The sequence below is a fragment of the Streptomyces sp. NPDC031497 genome (assembly GCF_055580905.1).
The window spans coordinates 1-16,464 of sequence record NZ_JBVIKO010000051.1; the positions used below are offsets into that span (position 1 = coordinate 1).

Below are 16,464 nucleotides of genomic sequence, written 5' to 3' on the forward strand. Positions count from 1 at the left end.
AGCAAAAAAACATGCCAAAAAGAGCCAGACCCGGTGGGGGGGGGGGGGAAACGGGGGGGGGGGGGGGGGGGTCGCCCACCCCCCCCCCCCCCCCCCCCCACCCCCCTGATGGCCGGAAACGGGTCAGTCGACCGGCGGTGTCCCATGGGTGTGGAAGGACTCGATCGTCTTGAGACCCCATGCCTGGCCCTTGGCCCGTTCGGCCTCGGTCCAGGTGATCAGCGGCCAGTCGGGCGCCAGTACCAGCCTGGTGAGCGGGTTGCAGAGCTCGATGCGGTTGCCGCCGGGCTCGTAGACGTACAGGAAGAACGTCTGCTGGATGGCGTGCTTGTGCGGGCCGGTCTCGATGAACACGCCGGTGTCGATGGCGAGATCGGCCGCGCGCAGCACGTCCTCGCGGGTGTCGGTGGCGAAGGCGATGTGGTGCAGCCGCCCGGTGGAGCCCGTCCAGTCCGAGGTGTACACGACGTCGTACGACTTGTTCGTGAAGGTCAGCCAGCGGGCCGCGATCTTCCCGGTGTCGAGCCGGATCTGCTCGGTCGGCCGGGCGCCCAGCACCTGTTCCTGGAACTCGGCGTTGGCGAGCACGTCGGCGGCCAGGAAGTTGATGTGGTCCAGGCGGCGCACGCCGACGCCCCGGTTGGGCTTGGCCTGCGGCTGGTTCTTCAGCGCGGGCCTGAGCCCGTCGGGGGCCCGGTAGTGCTCGCTCTCCCAGTAAAGGGCGTGCTCGTGGCCGTCCGGGTCGGTGGTGACGTAGAGCTTGCCGAGGCCGGGCTCGTCCTCGGCCCAGTGGCCGGTGCCGCCCGCCTCCTCGACCGCCCTGACACGGCGGTCGAGTGCCTCCTCGCTGGAGGTGCGCAGGGCGATTCGGCCGAGGCCGGGCCGGTCGCGGGCGGTGAGGACCAGGCTGTGGTGCTCGTAGTCGTCGAACGTACGCAGATAGACCGTGTCGCCGTCGCGGCCGTTGACGGTCAGGCCTAGGTAGTCGGTGAAGAAGGCGACGCTGGCGTCCAGGTCCGGGGTGAACAGCTGGGCGTGGCCGATATGGGCGATGTCACCGAGGGGCGGAGCCATCGTTGCCTCCTTGGGGCGGTGCGGGGATGGCGGCGGCGCGGGGGAAGACCGTGCCGTCGAAGATCTTGCGGGCGGTGCGGACGACCGCGGTGCGGCGGGCGGCCGGCGGGGAACCGTCGGATCCGGGGTCGACGCTGGTGTCGATCTCCAGGAATCCGGTGGGGTGTTCGATGCGGATCCGGTCGCCGTGTGCCGGGAGCCGGGCGATCCCCTCCCCCGCGTTGCCGGGCAGCCTGAGGCCGGCGGCCACGCTCGCGGCGCCGAGGACGCCGATCGAGGTGTGGCAGCGGACCGGGATGAAGGTCCGGGTGGTGACCGCGCCACCGTCTCGGGGCGCGGCGAGCAGGCTGAGTTTGGGCACGGTGGCGGTCTCGACGTCCCCGAGGCCCATCAGCTTGCCCGCGGCCAGCCGGATCTCGTGGAGGCGGTCGGCCAGGGCGAGGTCCTCCTCCAGGTCCTTGGGCGTCTCGTACCCGGTGACCCCGAGGTCGCGCGCGGCGATGAGCACGGTCGGCATGCCGTTGTCGACGCAGGTGACCGTCGTACCGGCGACGGTGTCGCGGACGTTGCCGGTGGGCAGCAGCGGGCTCTGGCCGGTCGGGAACTCGATCACCACCGGGGCGGCCGTGCCGGGCACGCCGGAGATCTCGGCGTCCCCGGTGTAGTCGACGCGCCCGCCGGGCGTCGGGAAAGCGGCGATGGCCAGTTCCCCGGTGTTGAGCATGCGGATCCGTACGGAGGTCTCCCCGTCGCCGGGGGCCACGAGCCCCCGTTCCACGGCGAACGGGCCGACTCCGGCGAGGATGTTGCCGCAGTTCTGACGGTCGGTCACTTCGGGCCGGTCGACGGCGACTTGGAGGAAGAGGTAGTCGACGTCCGCATCCGGGTCGTCCGACGGCGCGACCACGGCCACCTTGCTGGTGAGGGGGTGGGCCCCGCCCAGGCCGTCGATCTGGCGCGGGTCGGGGCTGCCCATCACCCGCAGCAGCAGGTCGTCCCGGGCGGCGGGGTCGGCGGGCAGGTCCTCGGCCAGGAAGTAGGCGCCCTTGGAGGTGCCGCCGCGCATCAGCATGCAGCGCACCTCCGCGGGCCCGGTCACGGGGCGGACTCCTCGTGCTCCTCGTGCCCCATGTACTCCTCGTACGTCTTGTACTCGACGCCGAGCCGTTTCAGGGTCTCCCGCAGTCCGTAGCGGTCCAGGCCGAGCCGGCCCTCGACGAACGCGGCGCGGGTCGCGGCCTCCTTGGCCTCCCGGGCCTCGGACTTCTCCGCCGTCTCGCGGACCCGCTCCCGCGGTACGACCACGACACCGTCGTCGTCCGCGAGGATCACGTCACCCGGGTTGATCACCTGGCCGTCGATGGCGATCGGCACGTTGACCGAGCCGCCGGTGGCCTTGACGGTGCCCTGCGAGGAGACCGCCCGGGACCAGGCGGCGAAGCCCATCTCCCGCAGCTCCTGGGTGTCGCGGACACCCGTGTTGAGGACGACCCCGCGCACCCCGCGCTGCCGCAGCGCGGTCGCGAACAGTTCGCCGAACAGACCGTCCGTGCAGGGCGAGGTGGTGGTGACGACCAGGATGTCGCCCTCGCCGCACTGCTCGACAGCCGCGTGGATCATGAGGTTGTCGCCGGGCCAGCTGAGCACGGTGACGGCCGTACCCGCGACCCGCACGCCCTGCTGGACGGGCCGGATCCCCGGACCCAGCAGGCCGGTCCGGCCCATCGCCTCGCTGACGGTGGCCACCCCGAAGCCGGCCAGCGCGTCGACGTCCTTCAGCTCCGCCTTCGGCGGACGGGTGACGATCACGCCGCTCACGCCAGCTCCTTCGCGATCTGCGGGAACGGCCGCATGAACGCCTCGGCCATGGTGTTGTGCGCCAGGCCCAGGTTGGGGCCGGCGTTCCGCTTGAGCTGGACGCCCCGGCGGACGGCGAGGTCGGTGTAGTAGGCCCACAGGTGCTGCTGGGCGCCGAGGCACTCCATCGCCTTGCGCTTGGTGTCCCAGACCTCGGTGATGTCGAGGAGGACCTCGGGCCTGAAGCCGCTCATCTCGGGCTGGTGCGGCTCGAAGTAGAAGACCGGCGGGGCGCCGATGATGTCGCCCTCGCCCGGGTAGCCGATGGCCTGGGCGAGGATACGCGCCTCCAGTGCCATCCGGTTGGCGGCCGGGTGGTCGCCGTTGTAGGGGTCCTCGACGGGGTGGGTGAGCACGATGTCGGGCTGGGTCTCGCGGTAGACGGCGACCAGTTGGTCGGTCAGCTCTCCGGTGGCCACCAACGGGTAGTCGCCGGCGTCGAAGAAGCGAACCTCGGCGCCGAGAGCGGCGGCGGCCTTCTCCGCCTCCTCCCGGCGTATCGCCTTGATCTCCTCGAGGTTCTTGCCCTCGCGCCACGCCTTGGCGGACTCACCGCGCTCGCCGAAGGTCAGACAGGCGATGGTGACCTTCTCGCCCCGGGACGCGGCCAGGGCGATGGCTCCGCCCGCCCGCCACACGAAGTCCCCGGCGTGCGCGGTGACGACCAGGGTGGATCGTGGTGGGGTGGCAGGCGCGTTGGCGTGCGTCATTGCAGAAATCTCCTTGGTGGACAGGTGTGCGCCCACCCAGCCCCGGGCGTCTCAGTCGCTCAGCGCGTCGATCACGCTCGTGAGGTGGGCGCGGACGGCCGCCTCGGCCGCCTGCGGGTCCCTGGCCCTGATCGCCTCGATCATCGCCAGATGCTCGCTCAGGGATTGCTGCGGACGTCCCGGGCGCAGCGCCAACTGGAAGCGGTGCCGCACCAGTTGGGCGTTGAGCCGCTCCAGCAGCTGCACGGCGGTCTGCTGGCCGGAGATCTCCCGGATCTTGTCGTGCAGGCCGTGGTTGAGCTCGGAGTAGGTGACCGGTTCGCCGTCCGCGACGGCCTTGGTCATGGCCGCCCCGAGGTCCGCGAGTTCGGTGAGGTGCTCGTCGCTGGCCGCGACGGCCGCCTTCGCCGCGCACAGCCCTTCCAGGACCATGCGGCACTCCGTGATCGCGACCGCCTCCTCCACGGTCACCACCCGCACCCGCGAGCCGCGGTTGCGGATCCGCTCGACCAGTCCCTGGGCCTCCAGATCGATCAGTGCCGCACGGATGCTGGCCCGCGTCACACCGAACTCCTCGGCGAGTTCGTTCTCCACCAGCCGCTGGGCCGGGGCCATCTCGCCGTGCAGGATCGCCTGCCGCAACAGCGCGAGCGCATGCTGCTTGGCCTGCTCTCCGGTGCTCGGACGGGCTTCTTTCGGCATCGTTTGCCCTCCCTGAGTGAGTGCCTGTCGAACGTAAATCTAGCCAAACAAGATTGTCAACAATTTTGTCTGCCGTATTGCCGCGTCATTGACGCCCCGCTTCAGAACCGCAAAGAGTTCTTCGCGAAGAACTCTTTGCGAAGAACTCTTTGCGGATTACCGTGTGTCGCATGACGGATGCGGTGGAGAGGCCGGACGGCCCGGACGTCGAAGAGGACTCGGTTGTTCTGGATGCCAAGGGGCTGCGCGCCCTGGCACATCCGGTGCGCGTGCAGTTGGTCGGGCTGCTACGGAAGTACGGCCCGTCGACGGCCACCCGCCTCGCGGAGCGGCTGGGCGTGAATTCCGGTACGGCCAGCTACCACCTCCGGCAGCTCGGCGCGGCCGGTTTCGTCGAGGAGGACACCGAACGCGGCAACGCGCGCGAGCGTTGGTGGCGTTCGGTGCACCGGACGACCTGGTTCAACGATCCGGAGCTGGCCGAGCGGGAGCCCGAGGCCGCGCTGGCCTACCAGCAGTCCGTCGCCGCCATCTACACCCTGCGCACGCAGCAGACCCTGAACGGGCTTCAGACGATGCCCCGCGCATGGCGGAACACCTTCGACCTGAGCGACTGGGCCCTGCGGCTCACGCCCGAGGAAGCCGCCGCCCTGTACCGGGAGTTGGCGGAAGTCATCGCGCGCTATCGGCGAGACGCGCCGGAGACGGCGGCAAGTGCCCCCGAGGGAGCCGAACGGGTCGCCGTGATCACGCAGATCCTGCCCGAACTGGACGTGCCTGCCACGTCGTCGCTCTCTTCCGGCCCTCAGGAAGCGGAAGGCGGCCCGCTGTCATGACCGACGACGCCTCGGAGGCCGGCGGCATACCCGGCAAGCGGTCCTTACGGCCGCTGGGCGGGGTGCTGGCGGCCATGGCCGTGTCGCTGACCGGCACTCGGATCTCCGTTGTGGCACTGCCCTGGTTCGTCCTCGTCACCACTGGCAGCGCCACCCGGACCGGACTGGTCGCCTTCTGCGAGATGACTCCGTACGTGGTGGTCAAGGCATTGGCCGGACCGCTGGTGGACCGGATCGGCCCGCGGGCCGTTTCCTGGACCACCGATCTGGCCAGCGCGACCGCCGCCGCCGCGATTCCCCTGCTCCACGCCCTGGACCTGCTGTCCTTTCCGCTCCTGCTGGCCCTGGTCGCGCTGATCGGCGCGGCCCGGGGACCCGGCGACCTGGCCAAGGAGGTGATGGTCCCGGAGGCGGCCGAGCGTGGCCGGGTGCCGCTGGAGCGGGCCACCGGTCTGGCCGGTGTGACCGAGCGGCTCGCCACCACCCTCGGCCTGGCGGTCGGCGGATCCCTGGTGGCGCTGCTCGGTTCCCTGACGGGGCTCGCCGTCGACGCGGGCTGCTTCGCCCTCGGATCGGTGATCATCAAACTCGCGCTGCCTCCCGGCATGGGGCACGCGGCCGAGGAAGCCCCCGCACCGGCCGGGGGAACGGAACCGGGTTACTGGCAGCGGTTCGGCGAGGGCTTCACCTTCCTGCGCGGCGAGCCGTTGCTGCTCACCGTCATCGTCATGGTCAGCATCACCAACCTGCTGGACGCGGCGTTCACTTCGGTGCTCGTACCCGTCTGGGCCAGGGTGTCCGGCGAGGGGCCGACCGCGATCGGCCTGATGGGCGGCGTGATGGGGGCCGCGGCGGTCGGCGGGAGCCTGATCGCCGCGGTGGTCGCGCACCGGCTGCGGCGGCGGGTGGTGGTTCTCACCGGGTTCCTGCTGGCCGGGGCACCGAGGTTCCTGATCCTCGCCCTCGATGCCCCGTGGGGGGTGGTGCTGGCCGTCTTCGCGGTCAGCGGGTTCGGTTCCGGCTTCATCAACCCGGTGCTGGGGGCCGTCCTCGTCGAGCGGGTGCCGCGCCGGATGCTGGGCCGGGTCAACGCGCTCGGTGACTCGCTGGCCTGGGCCGGTATCCCCCTCGGCGGGCTGATCGCCGGGGCGGCGGTGACCGCTGCCGGACTCGCGCCGGTGCTGCTCGCCTGCGGCGCCGCGTACTTCCTCACCACGAATCTGGCCGGACTGCGGCCGGAATGGCGCGAGATGGACCGTACGCCAACTCTGAAGTAGTTATTGCGAAGTTTTCGCTTCATACCTACGGTGAGCGCATGCGACCGAAGCCCGAGCACGAGCCCGAGCACGAGCACGAGCCTGAGCAGATCACCGATCTGTCACGGTTGAGAGTGTTCATGAACCCGCTGCGGATGCAGCTCTGCCGACTGCTTCTGGCCGCGGGCTCCGCGACCGCCTCTCAGCTCGCGGAGCATGTCGGCGAGACTCCGTCGCTGGTCAGTTATCACCTGCGCAAGCTGGCCGAGCACGGCTTCGTGGCCGAGGCGGGCGGCGAGGCCGCCGACGGGCGTGAGCGGTGGTGGCGGGTGGCGTCCGAGGAGGGCTGGGGCTTCCGCGAGTCGGACTTCGCGGGCACGCCCGAGGGAGCCGCCGCGGTCGGTGCGGTGACGCGCAGCATCTTCGACACCCGTATCACCCAATACCGGGCCTACCTCGACCAGAAGTCCGCTTGGGGCCCTGAGTGGACCGACGCGTCCTTCAGTTCGGAGTGGCTGCTCGACCTGACCCCGGCCGAACTCGCCGAGATGTGCGGCGAACTCGAGACGCTGACCCGGCGGTGGCGAGAGCGCGGCAAGGCAGCCAAGGCGGCCGGCGACACCGAGGGCCGTGAGCACGTGTCCGTGCACCTCTACGGCTTCCCGTTCCGGCCCTGACCCGGGCCGTAGCCCCCGACTTCCTGGAGCCTTCCATGGCCGGTACAGAGACAGTCCTGCCCGAACGCGCCACCGCCCCGGCTCACCGCGACGGAAATGTGCTGCGCTGGCTGGCCGCGTACACGGCGTCCCTCGTCGGCGACAGCGTGTACTTCGTCGCCCTCGGCTGGTCCGCCCAGAAAGCCGCAAGCCCCACCGAAGTCGGTCTCGTCATGGCCGCCGGGGCGCTGCCGCGAGCGTTACTCATGCTCGGCGGGGGCGTGGTGGCCGACCGGTTCGACCCCCGCCGGGTGATTCTCGGCAGTGACGCGCTGCGCTGTCTCCTCATCCTGGCGGTGGCAGCCGGCATCGCACTGACCGCACCCACCCTGTGGATCCTGGCCGCAGTGGCGCTCCTCTTCGGCGCCGTGGACGCGCTGTTCGTCCCCGCTGTCGGGGCCCTGCCGCCACGGATCACCAGCCCCGACCAACTCGCCCGGGTCACCGGCATGCGCTCACTTTCGATGCGCCTCAGCCAGATCGCGGGCCCGCCCATCGGCGGCCTGGCCATGGGGCTCGGAGGTACGGCGGCGGCGTTCACCGTCGCCGGCCTGCTCTTCGCGCTGTCCCTGCCACTCCTGTTGACGGTACGGATACGGTCCCTCGGGGCGCGCGATTCGGCGCCGCCGGAGCCGGGCACAGGGGTCAAGGACTTGCTCGACGGCCTGCGTTACATCCGCCGCCACCGGCTCATCGGCCCGCTCGTCGCCGTCGGCGCCATCTGCGAACTCGGGCTCCTCGGCGCCCTCAACGTCGGCATGGTGCTGCTCAACGCCGAGCGTGGCTGGGGCCCTTCCGGCTACGGCTTGATCGGCAGCTGTTTCGGTGCGGGGGCGGCGGCCAGCGCCGCGCTGCTCGCCATCGCCGGCTGGCTGCCGCGTGCCGGCCTGACGCTCGCCGGGACGCTGCTCATGGCCTGCGTGGGAGCGGCCGCCATCGCGCTCGTGCCGACCCTTTGGAGCGCCTCCGTACTGGCCGCGGCGATCGGGCTGAACGCGGGCGTCGTCGGCAGCCTGGACAACACCCTCATACAGACCGCGGCGGACCCGGCCTATCTCGGCCGGGTCACCTCCGTCGTCATGCTCACCATGGTCGGCCTCGCCCCCCTCAGCTATCCGCTGGTCGGCGCGGCCATCGGAGCCTGGGGTGCTGCCCCGGTGTTCATCGCCAGCGGCGTCTTCGCCGGCCTGGGCGTGGTCGTCGCCCTGGCCTCCGACGCGGTACGGAACGCGGAACTGCCCCGGCAGCGGTGAGCCGGGTTCGGATGCGCGGCGCTGACGACCGGCATCACTGACACGCGGCCTGCTTGCGCAGCCAGTTCCTTGCTGCCTGCAGAACCTGGTCCGTGGTGGATCCGTCTTTGATCCCTGTGGTGGCGATCTGCTCGTCAGGAGGGATCCGCCCGTGATAGCTGCGGCCAGTACGGTCCGCGTCCTTGACCTCGGCGAGCCCCAGCACGGCGCCGTCGGACAGGCGATGGTCGTTTTTCCCGGTGGGAACTCCGTAGGTGGCCTGGCCGAAGGACCGCGTCCGCAGCCCACCCCGGAAGGCGACGGCCACGGCCTCACCCGAGCTGGCCGTTGTCCTGTCGGTCAGGACCGCGATCGGGGCGTGGGGGGTGGCCACGGGCTCACCGTTTCCCCAGTTGTAGGGCTTGCCGTCCTCGCTGGGAATCCCGTTGTGGATCGTCCACGGGGATGTCCTGCCGTCGGAGTCCACGAACATGCCGACTTCGCCGTCCCCGAGGATGGGGCCCGCGACGGCGAGCATGGGCCACATGTTGCCGCCATGGTTGCCGCGCAGGTCCACGACCCAGCCGCAGGCTCCCGGCCGGTCGGCCTTCGCCACTGCCTCACGGCCCTGTCGCACGTACCGCTGGTACATCGCATCAGAACCCTGCACGGGCGGAACCGACACATACCCGATGCGATTTCCCAGCGATCGCCCCTTCGGTCCCTCGAAGGAAGAGTCGGGCGAAACCTCGGCCGCCTCCTTCGCTTCCTTGGGAGCGAAGAAGGAACTGTGCCCATCGCCGACCGTCCAAAGGGCACTGCGAATCGCGTTGTACGTGCCCGACGGCTGCTGCGCGGCCCCCGCCTGGGAGAAGGCATGGCGGCGCACCTCCGCCCAATCGACCTGATGGCGGATGAGTGCGTACTTCTCCATGATGTCCAGCGCCTTCGACAGGTAGGACCGGGCGTCGGCCGACATGCCCGGGCCCTCTGTCCCGTCCGAACCGGCTGTGCATCCCGCCCCTGCCACCAGCGCACCCAGCAGCCCACCACAAGCAGCCAAACGCAACGACCGACGTCGCCCCATCCGTCCCCCCTCGAGATCCGTGATCACGAGGAACCCTACGCTTTCGATCAACTCACTTGAAAGGCCAGTCAGTTCACGACCTCACCCCACCCCGCCCCCACCGCGATCGCCTGCCGCCACCCCCGCATCACCTTCGGCCCGACCCCCACCCCGAGCACCCCGCTCAACCGCTCCCCCCTCCGGTACCCGGCCACGAACCGCCCCTCCTCCAACTCCCCTTCCAGGACCCGCAGTTCCTTGTGCCCCCGCAGATACCCGTACGCCTGGATCTTCGTCTCGTACTGGTCCGACCAGAAGTACGGCACCGGCGCGAACGCCTTGCGCGCCTCGGAGTTGAGGAGATTGCGCGCCGCGGCCATCCCCTGCTCCGCCGCGTTCGTCCGGTGCTCGATCCGCATCGAGACCCCGAACAACGGGTTGTACCAACGGGCGACATCACCCGCCGCGTACACCCCCCGCGCCGCCTCGCAGTACTCGTCGCAGACGACCCCGTCCGCCACCGGCAGCCCGCTGCCGGCCAGCCACTCGACGTTCGGCAGCGAGCCGATGGCGACCAGTATCTCGTCGGCCTCGATCGTCTCCCCGTCGGCGAGCCGCACCCCGTCCTCGGTCACCTCGGTCACGGTGACCCCGGTCCGCAGGTCCACGCCCCGCTCCAGATGGGCCCGGGACAGCACCCGCCCCACCTCCTCACCGACCGCGTGCGCGAGCGGTACCGGCGCCGGTTCCAGGAGGGTGACCTGCGCACCGAGCTTCCAGGCGACGGCGGCGGCCTCGGCGCCGAGGAACCCGGCGCCGACCACCACCAGCCGCTGTCCCGGCCCGATCCGCTCCCGCAGGGTCAGCGCGTCGTCGAGGGTGCGCAGCACGTGCGCGCCCTCCCCGGGCAGCCGGCGCGGCCGTACGCCGGTGGCCACGATCAGCCCGTCGTACGGCAGCAGGGACCCGTCGGCCAGCCGGACCGTACGGTCCGCCACGTCCAGCCCGGTCGCTGTCGCCCCGAGCCGCAACTCCAGGTCCAGGGAGTCCAGTTCGGCCGGTGCCCGCAGTACCACCCGGTCCGGCGCCCACTCGGCCGACAGCACCTGCTTGGACAGCGGCGGCCGGTCGTACGGCGGATGGAGTTCGTCGCCGACGAGGGTGAGCGTGCCGTCGTAGCCCTCGCGGCGGAGCGTCTCGACCGCCGCGAGGCCCGCGGCCGAGGCGCCGACGACCACGATCCGGTTCACCGCTCCACCAGTCGGATCGCGGCGGCGGGGCAGACCGCCACGGCCTCGCGGACGTCGTCGAGTATCTCCTCGGCGGGTTTCTCGTCCAGCACGAAGGCGATACCGTCCTCGTCCCGCTGGTCGAAGACCTCGGGGGCGACGAGCACGCACTGCCCGGATGCGACGCACTTCGGTTCGTCCAGTTCGACATGCATGGCGTTCTCCTTGTTCTTCTTGCTCTTCCTGCTTTTGGTGGGGGGTTGGTGGGTCACCAGGCGACCGGGAGTTCGTGGACGCCGTACACGCCGCCGTTGTGTTTGAAGGGCAGGTCGGCGAGGTCGGCGGCGAGCCTGAGGGTGGGGATGCGCCGGTAGAGCGTGCCGTAGACCACCTGGAGCTCCATCCGGGCCAGCGGCTGGCCCAGGCACTGGTGGACGCCGAAGCCGAAGGCGACATGGCGGCGGGCGTCGCGGCTCAGGTCGAGGCGGTCCGGGTCGGGGAAGGCCTCGGGATCGCGGTTGGCGATGTCACTGGCCATGATCACGCCTTCACCGGCCCTGATCACCTGTCCGGCGACCTCGATGTCCGCCAGGACCGCACGGCGACGGCCGCTGTGCACGATGCTCAGATAGCGCAGCAGCTCCTCGACCGCGCCGGCGATCTGCTTGGGGTCGTCGCTGGCGCGCAACAGGGCGAGCTGCTCGGGGTGTTCGAGCAGGGCGAGGGTGCCGAGCGTGATCATGTTGGCGGTGGTCTCGTGCCCCGCGAGCAGCAGCAGAACGCCCATCTGCGCGGCGTCCAGCCGGGTCAGCTCACCGGCTTCGACCCGGGCCACCAGGCCGGAGAACAGGTCCTCGGCGGGGTTCTCCATCTTCTCGCCCATCAGCCGGTCGAGATACCCGACCAGCCTGCCGTGCGCCGCCATCCGGTCCTCGACGGAGGTGTCCCGGCTGATCAGGAGCTTGCTGTTCTCCTGGAAGAAGTCGTGGTCCTCGTACGGCACTCCGAGCAGGGCGCAGATGACCAGCGAGGGCACCGGGAGCGCGAAGACCTCGGCCAGGTCGATGGGGTTGGGGCCGGCCAGCATCGCGTCGATCAGGTCGTCGACGATCTTCTGTACGCCGGGCCGCATGGCCTCGACGCGCTTGACGGCGAACGGCGCGGTGACCATACGGCGCAGCCGGGCGTGCTCGGGGTCGTCCATCATGATGAAGCTGATGTTGTTCTTGCCGTTGCTGGGCGCCTGGAGCGGGTATCCGGGACGGTCGGCTTCGGCGCTGACCCTCGGGTCGAGCAGCACGGCACGCTGGTCGGCGTACCGGGTGACCAGCCAGTAGTCCTTGCCGTCCCAGAGCCGGACCTTGGCGAGGGGGCCCGCCTCCTGGGCGGCCTTGAGCGCCGGGGGCGGGTCGAAGGGGCAGCGCATGGAGCGGGGCATCGGGAAGTCGGGGGTCCCCGCGGCGGCGCCGGGTGCGGCGTCGGTCAGGGTGTCGGCCATCTCTGTCTCCTCGGGGTGGGGGGACTCCGCTCGATGCGGAGCGCCGGGACGATGGGTACGAGACCTCGATAAGCGAGTACAAACCGGGCGGGCTGTCCGATTCCGGTCAGTTTCCTGACACGGAGCCGACGTGGGCCAGGCGGCAGGACGGCGCTGCCGCGGTACCGCGTACGGCATGGGCGGTCACCAGGCCGTCCATGACGGGCGGTTCGGCGTCCACGACGACCAGGTCGAACCGCTGCGCCCCGGGCCGCCGCGTCACCTCGGCCGCGCCGCCCGCGGCACCGGTCCGGTGGTCGGCCGGCTCCAGGGTGGTGGGGAGGAGATCGGCGGTGTCCGGGGCACCGACGGCGACCAGAAGCCGCCGCCCACTGCCGCGGGCCGGCGGCCGGGGTGACGAAGAGCTGCCGTACATGGGACGACCCATTCGTTCGAGGCTCGGTCAATTCGCTTGCTTGACTCAAGTAAGCCACATGTGCTTGCCTAACTCAAGTAACTGGGGCGCCGCTGAGCGGAGGCCGCCCCGAGGGTCTGCCCCGGCGGACAGGCCCTGGCGCCGGACCCGTGGGGACGGGGACCGGCGCGGCCCTCGGGCCGGAACCCCGGCCCACTCCCCCCGGCCCGGTACCCGGCCCGAGGGCACCTCCCGGTCCCAGCACCGCCGGGCGAGCCGCGGCGCTCGCCCGTGTCAGCACCTCCAGAGAGCGAGAGTCACCCCATGGCCACGATGAAGTCCGTACAGACCGGTGGCGTCGGCAGGATCGAGGTCGTGGACGTCGAACGTCCCGTGCCCGGCCCCAAGGACGTGCTGCTGAAGATCCGCGCGGGCGGCATCTGCGGCACCGACGTCACCTTCCTGCACATGGGCGGCATGCCCTCCCGCGCCCATCTGGGAGGCGACCTGACCCCGATCGCCCTGGGGCATGAGCCGGCCGGCGAGATCGTCGAGGCCGGCGCCGAGGTCACCGGGCTGAAGGTGGGCGACCGGGTGGTCGTGAACCCGCAGGACGCGCCCACGGGGATCATCGGCTGCGGCGGCCGGTACGGCGCGCTGAGCGAGTACCTGCTGATCGAGAACGCCGAGGCCGGCCGGAGCGTCGCGGCGTTCCCGGACGCCGTGCCCTTCGAGGTCGCCGCCCTCAACGAGCCGATGGCCGTGTCCCGGCACGCCGTCAACCGCTCGGAGGCCGCGCCGGACGACAAGGTCGTCGTGTTCGGCGCCGGGCCGATCGGCCTGGGCGCGGCGATCTGGCTGAAGCTGCGCGGGGTCAGGCACGTCGTCGTCGCGGACGTGATCCCGGCCCGGCTGGAGAAGGCCCTGGCCGTGGGCGCGGACGCGGTCGTCAACTCGGCCGAGGAGGACGTCACCGCGCGGCTGACCGAGCTGCACGGGCAGAGCGCCAACGCGCTGGGCCAGCCCCGCCCGGGGACGGACGTCTACATCGACGCGGCCGGCGCCCCGGCCGTCTTCAACACCGTGGTGGCCAACGCCAAGTGGCACGCCAGGCTGGTCATGGTCGCCGTGCAGAAGAAGGGCGAGATCGACCTCGGCGGCATGCTGCGCAGCGAGCTGACCCTCGTCGCCTCGCAGGGCTACCCGACCGAGATCTTCGAGGTCACCCCCGAACTGGTCGAGCACCACGAGCGGTTCGCGAAGCTGATCAGCCACCGCGTCCCGTTCACCGAGGTTCGGCACGCCTTCGAGCTGGCGCTCACGCCGGGTGCCGCGGAGAAGGTCGTCGTCACCTTCGATGCGTAGGGGTGACGGGCGCCAGCCACAGCCCGAGGAGCGCGTCGGTGAGCCCGGTGGCTGCGTCGCTCCAGGTGGCGCGGGGGGTGTCGGTGCCCTCGGCGAGGGCACGCTCGCGCTCGGCGCAGGTGTGCAGGATCAGCGTCCGGGCCATCTGGCCGCGTTCGGCGCGGACTTCGGCGGGCAGCTCCGGCAGGCACCGGTTCAGCCCCGCGACGGCCTCGCGCAGCGAGGGCGAGGCCAGGGACTCCTCGACCATGATCTCGTAGAGGACCGGGTCGGTCGCCACCTGGGCGCAGAAGCGGGCGTACCAGGTGGGGCTGCCCAGGCCCGCGAGGTGTTCGGTGATCGGCCGGACCAGGCAGTCCACCCGGTCGCGGACGTCGTCGGAGTCGCCGACCGCCGCCAGCAGGCGGACCCGGATCCGCTCGATCCGCTCGAAGTGCCGGGCGGCGATCGCGCGGACCAGATCGGCCTTGGTGCCGAAGTGGTAGCCGACAGCGGCGTTGTTGCCCTGGCCGGCGGCCTCGCTGACCTGGCGGTTGGACACGGCGTACACGCCCTGTTCGGCGAAGAGCCGTTCCGCCGTGCTCAGGATGGCCTCCCGTGTCGCGCCGGCCTGCTCCGCCCGCGCCGTCCTGCCCGCCATGCCCACCCACCGCTCCGGGACCGTGCACCGATCGGCGCGGCCGGTCCCGCGAGCCGCACCGGGGCCCCGCCCGGGGCGGCGAGGTCCAGCCGGGAAAGCGTACGCGGCAGCGGCGCGCGGTGCCTGCCGTTCCTGCCAGTAAGGTAAGTCAAGCGACTGACTTAAAGTATCCCGTGTCGCTGCGTGTCGCCCTGCGCCGCTCCCTGTTCTGCCTACGGAGGCCCTCTCCCATGTCCGAAGCCCCTGTCCAGCCCGCCGGGTCATCGAGACCGGCACGCCCCAGTCCGAACGCGGTGGTGGCGGTGCTGGCCCTGGCCGGTATCACCGTCTCGCTGATGCAGACCCTGGTGATCCCGATCGTCCCGGAGCTGCCGAAGTACCTCGACGCCTCCGCGTCCAACGCCGCCTGGGCGGTGACGGCGACCCTGCTGGCCGCCGCCGTGGCCACCCCGGTGGCCGGCCGTATCGGTGACATGTTCGGCAAGCGGCTGATGCTGCTGATCAGCCTGGTGCTGCTGGTCTCGGGCTCGGTGGTGTGCGCGCTGAGCGACGAGCTGGTCCCGATGATCGTCGGCCGTACCCTCCAGGGTCTGGCGGCCGCCGTGGTCCCGCTGGGCATCAGCATCATGCGCGACGAGCTGCCGCCGGAGCGTCTCGCCGGCTCGACGGCGCTGATGAGCGCCTCACTGGGCGTCGGCGGCGCGCTGGGCCTGCCTGCCGCGGCCTTCATCGCGGACCACTTCGACTGGCATGTGCTGTTCTGGACCTCGGCGGCCCTCGGTGTCGTCGCCTTCGCGCTGGTCGTGCTCCTGGTGCCGGAGTCCAAGGTGCGCTCGGGCGGCCGCTTCGACGCGGTCGGCGCCGTGGGCCTGGCGGTCGGCCTGGTCTCGCTGCTGCTCGCCGTCTCCAAGGGCGCCGACTGGGGCTGGGCGAGCGGCACCACGCTCGGCCTGTTCGCGCTCGCGGTCGTGGTCCTCGTCGCCTGGGGCTTCTTCGAGCTGCGCACCGCCCGGCCGCTGGTCGACCTGCGCACCACGGTCCGCCGCCAGGTGCTGTTCACCAACCTCGCCTCGATCGCGTTCGGTTTCTCGATGTTCGCGATGTCCCTGGTGCTGCCGCAGCTGCTCCAGCTGCCGACCCAGACCGGTTACGGCCTGGGCAGGTCGATGATGACGGTCGGTCTGGTGATGGCTCCGCAGGGTCTGGTCATGATGGCCTTCGCCCCGGTCTCGGCCGCGATCACCAAGGCCAGGGGCCCGAAGGTCACGCTGATGATCGGCGCGGTGATCGTCGCCGCGGGCTACGGCCTCAACATCGCCCTGATGTCCGAGGTCTGGCACCTGATCCTGGTCTCCTGCGTCATCGGCGCCGGTGTCGGCTTCGCCTACGGCGCGATGCCCGCGCTGATCATGGGTGCCGTCCCGGCGTCGGAGACGGCCGCCGCCAACAGCCTCAACACGCTGATGCGGTCCATCGGTACGTCGGTGGCCAGCGCCGTCGCCGGTGTGATCCTGGCTCAGATGACGATCAGCCTCGGCGGCGCCACGCTGCCCTCCGAGAACGCGTTCAAGGTCGTCATGGCGATCGGTGCGGGCGCGGCCGTGCTGGCCTTCGTCCTCGCCTCCTTCCTGCCCGGCCGCCGCCCGGCGGACGCGGAGCCCGCACCGGCCCCGGTCGAGCCCGCGGCGGAGTCGGTGCACTGAGCGACGCACAGGGAGCGGACCGTGCCTTCGGGGAGCGGCCCGCTCCCCGGGTACCGACCGGCGTACCCGTACCCCTCCTGACGACGGGCGAGATGGCCCGGGGTGGTCTGGGCCGGTTCCCGAGAGCGGCTGATGCGGAGACCTCCCTCCCGGCCCGGCCGCCGTATCGCCGGCCGTGGTCACGGG

Annotated in this window: 17 protein-coding genes; 6 read left to right on the plus strand and 11 right to left on the minus strand. The window is 71.3% G+C overall.

Annotated features, from left to right (window positions below; translation table 11 throughout):
- Positions 1-123: 123 nt before the first annotated feature.
- Genes ACZ5K7_RS47520 through ACZ5K7_RS47540 form a run of 5 tightly spaced genes read right to left on the minus strand, consistent with a single transcriptional unit; the run spans position 124 to position 4,343 of the window.
- On the minus strand, positions 124-1,074 hold the full coding sequence (locus ACZ5K7_RS47520) for a catechol 2,3-dioxygenase (protein ID WP_468924748.1): 951 nt from the start codon (positions 1,072-1,074) through the stop codon (positions 124-126).
- Positions 1,055-2,173 (minus strand): 4-oxalomesaconate tautomerase, encoded by a 1,119-nt coding sequence (locus ACZ5K7_RS47525; RefSeq protein WP_468924750.1) that lies wholly within the window; start codon positions 2,171-2,173, stop codon positions 1,055-1,057. Before ACZ5K7_RS47525 ends, ACZ5K7_RS47520 begins: the two co-directional genes overlap by 20 nt.
- Complete coding sequence (locus tag ACZ5K7_RS47530) at positions 2,170-2,892, minus strand: 4-carboxy-4-hydroxy-2-oxoadipate aldolase/oxaloacetate decarboxylase (RefSeq protein ID WP_468924752.1); 723 nt, start codon at positions 2,890-2,892, stop codon at positions 2,170-2,172. Before ACZ5K7_RS47530 ends, ACZ5K7_RS47525 begins: the two co-directional genes overlap by 4 nt.
- Positions 2,889-3,641 carry a PIG-L deacetylase family protein gene (locus ACZ5K7_RS47535; protein ID WP_351711234.1) on the minus strand — a complete coding sequence of 251 codons (753 nt, stop codon included), beginning with the start codon at positions 3,639-3,641 and terminating at the stop codon, positions 2,889-2,891. The genes ACZ5K7_RS47530 and ACZ5K7_RS47535 overlap by 4 nt, the downstream gene beginning before the upstream one ends.
- A gap of 51 nt (positions 3,642-3,692) precedes the next feature.
- Positions 3,693-4,343 (minus strand): GntR family transcriptional regulator, encoded by a 651-nt coding sequence (locus tag ACZ5K7_RS47540; protein WP_351711236.1) that lies wholly within the window; start codon positions 4,341-4,343, stop codon positions 3,693-3,695.
- Between the two features lie 170 nt (positions 4,344-4,513).
- Here ACZ5K7_RS47540 and ACZ5K7_RS47545 point away from each other — a divergent pair, with 170 nt between their 5' ends.
- The 4 genes from ACZ5K7_RS47545 to ACZ5K7_RS47560 are packed head-to-tail and all read left to right on the plus strand — an operon-like array spanning position 4,514 to position 8,404.
- Positions 4,514-5,179: an ArsR/SmtB family transcription factor gene (locus ACZ5K7_RS47545; RefSeq protein WP_468924755.1), complete on the plus strand. Its 666-nt coding sequence runs from the start codon at positions 4,514-4,516 to the stop codon at positions 5,177-5,179.
- On the plus strand, positions 5,176-6,456 hold the full coding sequence (locus ACZ5K7_RS47550) for an MFS transporter (RefSeq protein WP_468924757.1): 1,281 nt from the start codon (positions 5,176-5,178) through the stop codon (positions 6,454-6,456). The genes ACZ5K7_RS47545 and ACZ5K7_RS47550 overlap by 4 nt, the downstream gene beginning before the upstream one ends.
- A gap of 38 nt (positions 6,457-6,494) precedes the next feature.
- A complete protein-coding gene (locus tag ACZ5K7_RS47555) occupies positions 6,495-7,112 on the plus strand; it encodes an ArsR/SmtB family transcription factor (RefSeq protein ID WP_468924759.1) in 618 nt (205 codons plus the stop codon).
- Positions 7,113-7,147: 35 nt separating this feature from the next.
- Positions 7,148-8,404: an MFS transporter gene (locus tag ACZ5K7_RS47560; RefSeq protein ID WP_468924761.1), complete on the plus strand. Its 1,257-nt coding sequence runs from the start codon at positions 7,148-7,150 to the stop codon at positions 8,402-8,404.
- A 34-nt stretch (positions 8,405-8,438) separates the two neighbouring features.
- Here ACZ5K7_RS47560 and ACZ5K7_RS47565 read toward each other — a convergent pair whose 3' ends face one another.
- From ACZ5K7_RS47565 to ACZ5K7_RS47585, 5 genes are all read right to left on the minus strand, one after another.
- Positions 8,439-9,362 carry a S41 family peptidase gene (locus tag ACZ5K7_RS47565; protein WP_468924763.1) on the minus strand — a complete coding sequence of 308 codons (924 nt, stop codon included), beginning with the start codon at positions 9,360-9,362 and terminating at the stop codon, positions 8,439-8,441.
- Positions 9,363-9,538: 176 nt separating this feature from the next.
- A complete protein-coding gene (locus tag ACZ5K7_RS47570) occupies positions 9,539-10,699 on the minus strand; it encodes an NAD(P)/FAD-dependent oxidoreductase (RefSeq protein WP_468924765.1) in 1,161 nt (386 codons plus the stop codon).
- Positions 10,696-10,893: a ferredoxin gene (locus ACZ5K7_RS47575; RefSeq protein WP_351711282.1), complete on the minus strand. Its 198-nt coding sequence runs from the start codon at positions 10,891-10,893 to the stop codon at positions 10,696-10,698. Before ACZ5K7_RS47575 ends, ACZ5K7_RS47570 begins: the two co-directional genes overlap by 4 nt.
- A gap of 53 nt (positions 10,894-10,946) precedes the next feature.
- Complete coding sequence (locus tag ACZ5K7_RS47580) at positions 10,947-12,176, minus strand: cytochrome P450 (RefSeq protein WP_468924767.1); 1,230 nt, start codon at positions 12,174-12,176, stop codon at positions 10,947-10,949.
- Positions 12,177-12,282: 106 nt separating this feature from the next.
- Positions 12,283-12,603 (minus strand): hypothetical protein, encoded by a 321-nt coding sequence (locus ACZ5K7_RS47585; RefSeq protein WP_468924769.1) that lies wholly within the window; start codon positions 12,601-12,603, stop codon positions 12,283-12,285.
- 291 nt (positions 12,604-12,894) lie between these two features.
- Between ACZ5K7_RS47585 and ACZ5K7_RS47590 the strand changes: the two genes are divergently transcribed.
- Positions 12,895-13,935 carry a zinc-dependent alcohol dehydrogenase gene (locus ACZ5K7_RS47590; protein WP_468924771.1) on the plus strand — a complete coding sequence of 347 codons (1,041 nt, stop codon included), beginning with the start codon at positions 12,895-12,897 and terminating at the stop codon, positions 13,933-13,935.
- On the opposite strand, the gene ACZ5K7_RS47595 is transcribed toward ACZ5K7_RS47590, so the two are convergent.
- A complete protein-coding gene (locus ACZ5K7_RS47595) occupies positions 13,919-14,575 on the minus strand; it encodes a TetR/AcrR family transcriptional regulator (protein WP_468924773.1) in 657 nt (218 codons plus the stop codon). The two genes, ACZ5K7_RS47590 and ACZ5K7_RS47595, sit on opposite strands and share 17 nt — an antisense overlap.
- 230 nt (positions 14,576-14,805) lie before the next feature.
- Here ACZ5K7_RS47595 and ACZ5K7_RS47600 point away from each other — a divergent pair, with 230 nt between their 5' ends.
- Complete coding sequence (locus tag ACZ5K7_RS47600; protein ID WP_351711254.1) at positions 14,806-16,278, plus strand: MFS transporter; 1,473 nt, start codon at positions 14,806-14,808, stop codon at positions 16,276-16,278.
- Positions 16,279-16,464 lie beyond the last annotated feature (186 nt).

What these genes read in the sequence shown, in the direction of transcription:
- ACZ5K7_RS47520 (WP_468924748.1), bottom strand. Translation starts at nt 1,074, where the DNA reads ATGGCTCCGCCCCTCGGTGACATCGCCCATATCGGCCACGCCCAGCTG.
- ACZ5K7_RS47535 (WP_351711234.1), bottom strand. Translation starts at nt 3,641, where the DNA reads ATGACGCACGCCAACGCGCCTGCCACCCCACCACGATCCACCCTGGTC.
- ACZ5K7_RS47540 (WP_351711236.1), bottom strand. Translation starts at nt 4,343, where the DNA reads ATGCCGAAAGAAGCCCGTCCGAGCACCGGAGAGCAGGCCAAGCAGCAT.
- ACZ5K7_RS47545 (WP_468924755.1), top strand. Translation starts at nt 4,514, where the DNA reads ATGACGGATGCGGTGGAGAGGCCGGACGGCCCGGACGTCGAAGAGGAC.
- ACZ5K7_RS47550 (WP_468924757.1), top strand. Translation starts at nt 5,176, where the DNA reads ATGACCGACGACGCCTCGGAGGCCGGCGGCATACCCGGCAAGCGGTCC.
- ACZ5K7_RS47555 (WP_468924759.1), top strand. Translation starts at nt 6,495, where the DNA reads ATGCGACCGAAGCCCGAGCACGAGCCCGAGCACGAGCACGAGCCTGAG.
- ACZ5K7_RS47560 (WP_468924761.1), top strand. Translation starts at nt 7,148, where the DNA reads ATGGCCGGTACAGAGACAGTCCTGCCCGAACGCGCCACCGCCCCGGCT.
- ACZ5K7_RS47565 (WP_468924763.1), bottom strand. Translation starts at nt 9,362, where the DNA reads ATGTCGGCCGACGCCCGGTCCTACCTGTCGAAGGCGCTGGACATCATG.
- ACZ5K7_RS47575 (WP_351711282.1), bottom strand. Translation starts at nt 10,893, where the DNA reads ATGCATGTCGAACTGGACGAACCGAAGTGCGTCGCATCCGGGCAGTGC.
- ACZ5K7_RS47580 (WP_468924767.1), bottom strand. Translation starts at nt 12,176, where the DNA reads ATGGCCGACACCCTGACCGACGCCGCACCCGGCGCCGCCGCGGGGACC.
- ACZ5K7_RS47585 (WP_468924769.1), bottom strand. Translation starts at nt 12,603, where the DNA reads ATGGGTCGTCCCATGTACGGCAGCTCTTCGTCACCCCGGCCGCCGGCC.
- ACZ5K7_RS47590 (WP_468924771.1), top strand. Translation starts at nt 12,895, where the DNA reads ATGGCCACGATGAAGTCCGTACAGACCGGTGGCGTCGGCAGGATCGAG.
- ACZ5K7_RS47595 (WP_468924773.1), bottom strand. Translation starts at nt 14,575, where the DNA reads ATGGCGGGCAGGACGGCGCGGGCGGAGCAGGCCGGCGCGACACGGGAG.
- ACZ5K7_RS47600 (WP_351711254.1), top strand. Translation starts at nt 14,806, where the DNA reads ATGTCCGAAGCCCCTGTCCAGCCCGCCGGGTCATCGAGACCGGCACGC.